We start from the raw sequence: 7,121 nt of genomic DNA on the forward strand, positions 1-7,121 counted from the left end.
GACATTGAGAATCTAAGCTGTCTCGTTGAACAAGGAATTTCCGATAGTGATAGGTCAAGAATTCCCCGTCACAGCGTAGCTTGACGGTGGGAGTATGTCAACCAAGCGCCTAAGAGAAGTTGTATCCCTAAGAATGGAACAATCAAACTAGGAGCCGTGTGAGGTGAAAGTCTCATGCACGGTTCTGAAGGGGGGGGATGGAGGCGACTCCATTCCCGACCCCTAACACGCCGGCTTGAGAATATTCTTGTCACCCGATCAGGAATCCACTAAACAAAGAAGTTGGAAACAGTGATATTGCCAGTGGGTAATGTGCCGATAACGTTAACCAGTAAGTCATTGGCACTTTGGAAACCAGCAACATTATCATTGACAATAATATAGTTTCCGGCTATCCCAGCAGTGGTTACTTGGACCAGGGCCGCGCCATTAATACCAAGTGCTTGGTTTCCAGCTAAGGCACCATTGGCATCGGTAAAAACAGCATTCACGACATCGGTTAAAGTGGCAGCGGCAGAATTGGCAGCACGACTAAAGGCAGCGGGGGCAGGCAGCACACCTCCTGTGGCACTGAGCAAATCAATTTTGTCGGAGTTGATCGCAAAATCAGTGATCCGGTCAGGGTTAGCGACAGTAGATTGGGAAAATTGGAAGAGGAAGACATCGTTTCCTGCTCCCCCCGTCAAGGTATCGAGTCCGGCACCACCATTAAGGGTATCATTGCCCCCACCACCGTTGAGAAGGTTATTGGCCGTGTTGCCCGTGATCACGTTATTACCTGCGTTACCAGTACCGTTAATGGCGGCTGCTCCCGTCAGTGTCAAATTTTCCACGTTTGCCGCTAAAGTCGTGGTGACGGCGGCCGTGAAAGTATCGGTTATCGTCGTGGTAGCTGCCGTCTGCGTACCAAGAGCAGCATTAGTAGGAGAAGACAGAGTTAAAGTAAAGGTCTCATCTGCCTCATTAAGGGAATCATTGAGAATGGGAATGTTGAGGACTTGAGTAGTAACACCAGGGGCAAAGGTTAGAGTTCCAATGGTGGCGGTGTAATCCGCTCCCGCGGTTGCTGTACCGTTAGAAGTTGCATAGTTAACGCTGATGGTTTGGCTGCTGGCGTTGGAAAGAGTGACGGTGTAGGGGGCGTTTTGAGGCGTGGTCAAACCTTCAACAATCGTCTGACTCTTGGGGTTAAGATTAATCGTGGGTAATTGATAGTTGCCAAAATTAACATCAGTCAATTTTTCGCCTACTTTCAAGATCAAAGCGTAGGGAGTGCTAGGGGAGGTTTGGAGCCAGCCTGTTTGATTCACTTCCTGGATGGCATATTCTCCCGGTCCTAAGTTAGTAAAGCTGTATTTGCCGTTAGCGTCAGTAACTGTGGAAAGTTCCCAAGGATCTAGTGTTCCATTGGCAACACTATCAATGTAAATTGTCCAACCGGCTAGGGCTTTTTCATCTGCCTCCCAGATACCATTAGCATTAACATCGTTCCATTTACTGCCTTCGATGCTTCCAAGTGGAGTTGCTGTGTCTCCATTTTGAAATTCACTTTGCAGTGCCAAGTTCGCTGCCTGCTTTGCTCCTAACAAGAAGGTTTTATCCCCCGTCACCAGAAAATCAAAAGCCGCCCCATTTAAAAAAGCGCCTTCAGCAATACCAAATTCTCGTGCTATTGCGAAGGCACTTGCCACTGCGTCGGAGTCTTGTTTCGCTAGAGTTTCTAAGGAAATAAACTCCTTGGGAAAAGGGACAGGCTCGGGATCGGGTGTAGGCTCTATAATATCTATAGGTGAAATATCTATAGGTGATACAGTTGTGGACTTGGTCAATGTAGTCAAAAATGTGGTTGTTTGAAACAGAGATTCGCCCTTGCCAACTCGCCAACTGTCGGCAAACGTTGTATGTATTGTTTGAACAGAGGGATTAGGACCTAAGTTTGTGCCATCACGCAGAGCAAAATCATTGCTGCTATCACCATCACCATTACCTAAAAGCCCTTGTAGGGAGCCAGCGCGATCATCAGATGGATTGACAAAAACATCAACGTAGCTCCCATTGTCCGCGGCGATGACGACATCGTTATCATCGGCTGTGGAGAAATTACCGTCTAGTCCGGCATAAGTGAAGGTGTACTGATTCCCTGATCGCTGGATTCTCGTGTTACCAAACAATGCACTGCCGCCACTGCTTAGATTATACGTTGCTCCATCAACTTTTAATTCTTGACCAATGGCAAGCTCTGAATCATAAACAAAAGTTTTGCCGTCTAGTCTGATCGCAAACGCTGTATTAACAGAAACTTGCGCACCTGTATACCAGGGTTTTTGAACGGTTTGCACTTGAAAATCATCAGTTAGAGACTTGACATAAATGAACGTTCCAACTGCTTGCAAATCATAGGGTTTGCCATCAAAGGTAGAAAGATGCACATCACCCCAGCCGTGGCCTTGACCAACTACCGGGCGGGAGGTAAAAAAGATCGAGAAATCTTGACCTGTAGAAACCGGAACAGAGCCGAGTGTACCATTAACGAAAACATTAAAACTGGTGTCCCACGGGGAAATACTCCACGATGGAAGATAAATTTGCTCTATGTACTCTACAGCACCAGCGCCAGTGATCAAATCCACGCCAGCGCCACCAGCAACAGCGTCAGTGCCGACAAAGCTAGACCCACCAAACCATGCGGCATTAAACGCAGTATAAATCGTGCCTGTGGTCGTTCCTTGTAGATAAACATCTAAGTTGGCGTCTGTATCAGTAGTGCTAGGTGTTCCCGTCCAGACTAAGGTAACTTTAGCAGATGAACTGGGACGGCGAGATATCCTGCCCAGGTTTACCGATATGCCCCGGAATGTATCTTCTGCTAGAAAATAGCTTAGAGATAGGTTGCCAAAACTTGCGTTTCCTAGGGCTTCTGCAAAGGTGTAGGCACTAGGGGTTAAGCTATTTATAGGAACAGATGGACTGGTATTGGCTATATCTGTTGGTTCCCAGAGATTTGGATTCACTGAGCCAGTTCCATTTTGTGATGTGTGTATAAGTAACCCTTTTTCTGTGGAATCAAGAGTTCTAATAACGGTATCGTTTACGGCAGCAGTATATGGGGCTACGGAGTTAACGCCACCAAGTGAATTGCCTGCAATCGGTGTGTAAGGTGTATTGGTCGTCCAAGTGGCTGAGAAAAGTACATCTTTAAAGCGAGATCTGAAGTTAGGCCACCAGAGTGGTGAAAATGCAGTTTTGGCATTTTCATAGAGAAAGTTATCTTTATTGTCTTGAACCATTAATAGGTTTTGAGACCACAACAAATTCAATGGTGTAATAGGCATAGTGGTAAAAGTCTTGAATGCTTCATACACCATATCTTAATCATTCGCTTGCGCCCAATCAATAAGCAAAAATACTGAATTAGCTGTAGCAGAAATGTTGAATTTGTACATAAAACTTTACATACAAGCCAACGATAACAGGCGTTCGCTTAGAGAGATTAAATTTCCCTCTTGGGATCAAATTAAGTTAACATAGCGCAGTTTATTAAGTAAAGTATCCCCATATATTTGAGGAATTTGCCTAAGCTGTAAAATCAAATATACAATTAATATAAGTGAGTGGGTGGAATTAAATATAAAATGAACGTAGGTTGGGTTGAAGCATGAAACCCAACGCCCGCTCATGTTACGCTACCGCTAACCCATCCTACAAATAATTGTGCCTCCCTACTTAGAACCAGTTTTAGCATCTACACCCATCACTAATTTCATCTGATGATAGCCTGACATCCAAAACAATTTGGGCGTTGCTGATTTGAGATATGAATCTTCTTTTCTGGTATTTTTAAAACCTAGAGCCAAACTAACTTTTGCATCTGATGCAAAGTTTGCATTCATACCTTGATTCAGCAACGCCTAAACTAATGCAATTGTACTGATAGCTGCCTGTAAGCATCCCACCGAAAAACTAATGCGCTCCGGGGTTGGGATTGAGTGATAAAATCAGAAATAACGCCCAGTTTTAGCCGAGAGTTTCCCTTTCAAAATCCCAACTCAGTAGATTGACAAAAATTGAGCTGCAGCCTCGGTTCTGATCACCGATCGCTGAAATCCCTAAAATTAAGCGATAATGTAAAGTAAGGTAAAACTTTCTGGACAAATTCTTATTATGGTGTTATTCGGATTCGGAAAAAAATTAACTTTGCCCACAGCAAGGGAAGCACTACCCGGGCGATCGGAAAAAATGCCCGTACCTAGCACCCACTACGTTAACGGTCATCCTTTGCCGCCCCCCTTCCCCGCCGGTATGGAAACCGCAATGTTTGGTTTAGGCTGTTTTTGGGGAGCAGAGCGGAAATTTTGGCAATTAGAAGGAGTTTACACCACAGCCGTAGGTTATGCGGCTGGTATCACCCCCAATCCCACCTATCAGGAAGTGTGTACCGGCATGACTGGACATAATGAAGTGGTCTTAGTGGTTTATGATCCCAGTGTGATTTCCTACGAACAACTGTTAAAGGTTTTCTGGGAAAGTCATAATCCCACCCAAGGAATGCGTCAGGGTAATGATACGGGAACTCAGTATCGATCGGGTATCTATACCTATAATCCCCTGCAAAAGCAATTAGCGGAAAAATCTCGATCGATCTATCAAGAAGCTCTCAATAAAGCGAACTACGGTCAAATTACCACGGAAATTATCGACGCACCTGAATTTTATTATGCTGAAGTTTATCATCAGCAATATTTAGCGAAAAATCCCGGCGGTTACTGTGGTTTAGGGGGAACGAAAGTGGAATGTCCGATCGCTCTTGATCTGAAGTTAAATTAAGTAGGGTTAGCCGTCAGTTATCAGTTATCAGTTATCAGTTAAGTAGGTGGGTGGAATTAAATATAAGATGAACGTAGGTTGGGCTTCGGCCGTGAGCTTTTGCCGAACGGTTGAAGCATGAAACCCAACGCCCGTATAGTTTACGCTACCGCTAACCCATCCTACAAATAATTGTGCCTCCCTACTTAGGGTCTGCTGAATAAATCTAAAAACCTTGTTGGATAAGACTTTTGGACTTTTTTCCCCTCAAAAAGTGCCAGCCATTGCGGGGATCGGGGGAAAATTCAGGTACTTTTTCCCTGAAAATTAGGTAGTTGACCACCTCAAAACTGGTAAAACCCCACACCCCACACCCCACACCCTGCCACCACCGAAAAGCTTTTTCAGCAAACCCTATTTAGTCCTTCTTTACTTTAAGTTAAGAAACTTATCTAAGGCTAGAACCATATTCGGCGGCCAACGGCGCACGCTTTTTACCCAATCGAGGTCTTGATAGCGGGTATCCATGCCGACGGCGGCTACCCAATTGCTTTCCGCCTCTCCCTGTTGTCCTTGGGTCCATAAAACGGCGCTTAAGGCGGCTCTGACATCGGGGAACATAGGGTATTTGCGGGCAATATTCCGCATTTTTTGGACTGCTTCGGGATATCTGCCCAATTCGTACAGGGCCAGCGCCAGATTAGCTTGCGCCCAGGCAAAATTCGGGGCTAGTTGGGTGGCTTGGCGATAGTCTTTGACGGCGGCTTCCCAATCCCCTAAACCGCCCTCAGCGTTGCCGCGATTGTTATAGGCAAAGGCATCATTGGGATCTAGTTCTAAAACTTTATTATAATCGGCGATCGCTTCTTGATATTTACCTTCTCCTTCTAAAGCGGTGCCACGATTGAGGTAGGGATCGGGGGCATCGGGGGCAATGGCGATCGCTTGGTTGAAGTCAGCGATCGCATCCTCTAATTTATTGAGACTGACTCTGGCATTGCCGCGATTACTCCAGACGGCGGGATTAGTGGGGAATTTGGTGACTAATTCGGTCCAATAGCTTTCGGCCTGGGCGTAATCCCCTTTTTCTGTGGCTTCTAGGGCTTTTTCGGCGATAACTTCCCCTTCTCTAATCTGTTCTTCGCTAATAGTCGGGCTATCGGCATAAGCCGCTATGGGTAGGGCAAAAAAGAGCAATAGACTCAATACACAAGCGGTGATCCAACGCATAATTACTTCATAATTTGTTACTTAATCTTTTCTCAATCTACCCTACTTAGGTGAACTCTGCTCTAGATAGTCTTGATAGCCTAGTCGTTGAAGATTGCTTTGTTTTTCGAGGACGGAATCGGTGAGGGATTGACGATAGGCGATAACTTGCTCTAAAAGATCGGCATTACCGGTGGCGAGAATTTGAACCGCTAAAAGTCCGGCATTTTTGGCATTACCGATCGCCACCGTGGCCACGGGAATGCCTGCGGGCATCTGTACAATTGAATAGAGAGAGTCTAACCCTTGTAAAGTGCGTGTGACTACGGGAACCCCAATCACCGGTAAGGGAGTTAAAGATGCCACCATCCCGGGTAAATGGGCAGCCCCGCCGGCTCCAGCGATAATCACTTTTATTCCCCTTAAATGAGCGTTTTTGCCGTATTCAAACATTTTTTCGGGGGTACGATGGGCCGAGACAATGGCGACTTCGTGGCTAATCTGAAAAACCTCTAAAACTGCGATCGCTTCTTTCATGGTGGGTAAGTCGGAATCACTGCCCATAATTACACCCACTAGGGGCGCTGCTGTCACCATAGTTGCTAGAAAATAATATTTCCCCTAAATTGTATCGGGATCGATGCCTAATTCTCGCAATTTTTGGGCTAATTTTTCCTTAGCTTGTCGTTCCCTTTCTTTTTCTAAAAGAGCCTGTTCTTTTGCCTGTCTTTGCTGTAATTCCGCTTCTTGAGGAGTGGGGACTAATTGACCATCGGCGGTAAAATAACGCAGTTTCTGGTCAAATATCCCTAAATATAATCCTAACTGTTCACTCCAGAGATAACCCAGTTCATTGGGAGAAATGGCTTGATATTGTCCCTCAATTAATCTAAATCCTTGCAATTCTAAAGTATTAGGATCGAACCAAAAATAATTAGGAGTGCGAAAGGTATTTTGATAGAGAGTTTTCTTGTTCTTGCGGTCAATATTGGCCGTAGAATCGGAGAGAATCTCGACAATTATATCGGGATATTTACCCTGTTCTCCCCAGACTACCCAACTTTTGCGGGGACGTTTTTCGGTATCTAAAACCACAAAAAAATCGGGAC

The 7,121-nt window shown here is 45.3% G+C and carries 6 protein-coding genes and 1 pseudogene; 2 read left to right on the forward strand and 5 right to left on the reverse strand.

Annotated features, from left to right (window positions below; all coding sequences use genetic code 11):
- Positions 1-84, forward strand: a pseudogene (locus IQ242_RS12245) (transposase); the annotation flags it as partial.
- 185 nt (positions 85-269) lie between these two features.
- Here IQ242_RS12245 and IQ242_RS12250 read toward each other — a convergent pair.
- Together IQ242_RS12250 and IQ242_RS12255 are read right to left on the reverse strand one after the other, a co-directional pair.
- Complete coding sequence (locus IQ242_RS12250) at positions 270-3,332, reverse strand: Calx-beta domain-containing protein (RefSeq protein ID WP_228020955.1); 3,063 nt, start codon at positions 3,330-3,332, stop codon at positions 270-272.
- Positions 3,333-3,719: 387 nt separating this feature from the next.
- Positions 3,720-3,890, reverse strand: coding sequence for a hypothetical protein (locus IQ242_RS12255; RefSeq protein ID WP_186814288.1), 171 nt, complete (start codon positions 3,888-3,890; stop codon positions 3,720-3,722).
- Between the two features lie 271 nt (positions 3,891-4,161).
- Here IQ242_RS12255 and msrA point away from each other — a divergent pair, with 271 nt between their 5' ends.
- On the forward strand, positions 4,162-4,824 hold the full coding sequence (msrA, locus tag IQ242_RS12260; protein ID WP_193960163.1) for a peptide-methionine (S)-S-oxide reductase MsrA: 663 nt from the start codon (positions 4,162-4,164) through the stop codon (positions 4,822-4,824).
- A 408-nt stretch (positions 4,825-5,232) separates the two neighbouring features.
- Here the strand turns inward: msrA and IQ242_RS12265 are convergent, their stop codons facing one another.
- The 3 genes from IQ242_RS12265 to IQ242_RS12275 form a co-directional block, all read right to left on the reverse strand.
- Positions 5,233-6,033: a tetratricopeptide repeat protein gene (locus IQ242_RS12265; RefSeq protein WP_193960164.1), complete on the reverse strand. Its 801-nt coding sequence runs from the start codon at positions 6,031-6,033 to the stop codon at positions 5,233-5,235.
- Positions 6,034-6,075: 42 nt separating this feature from the next.
- Entirely contained in the window at positions 6,076-6,609 is a 534-nt protein-coding gene (purE, locus tag IQ242_RS12270) for a 5-(carboxyamino)imidazole ribonucleotide mutase (RefSeq protein WP_008205725.1), read from the reverse strand.
- 24 nt (positions 6,610-6,633) lie between these two features.
- Positions 6,634-7,121 (reverse strand): Uma2 family endonuclease (locus IQ242_RS12275; RefSeq protein ID WP_193960165.1); only part of this gene is annotated, 488 nt, incomplete at its 5' end.

Source organism: Microcystis sp. LEGE 08355, assembly GCF_015207185.1.
Lineage (GTDB): Bacteria > Cyanobacteriota > Cyanobacteriia > Cyanobacteriales > Microcystaceae > Microcystis > Microcystis panniformis.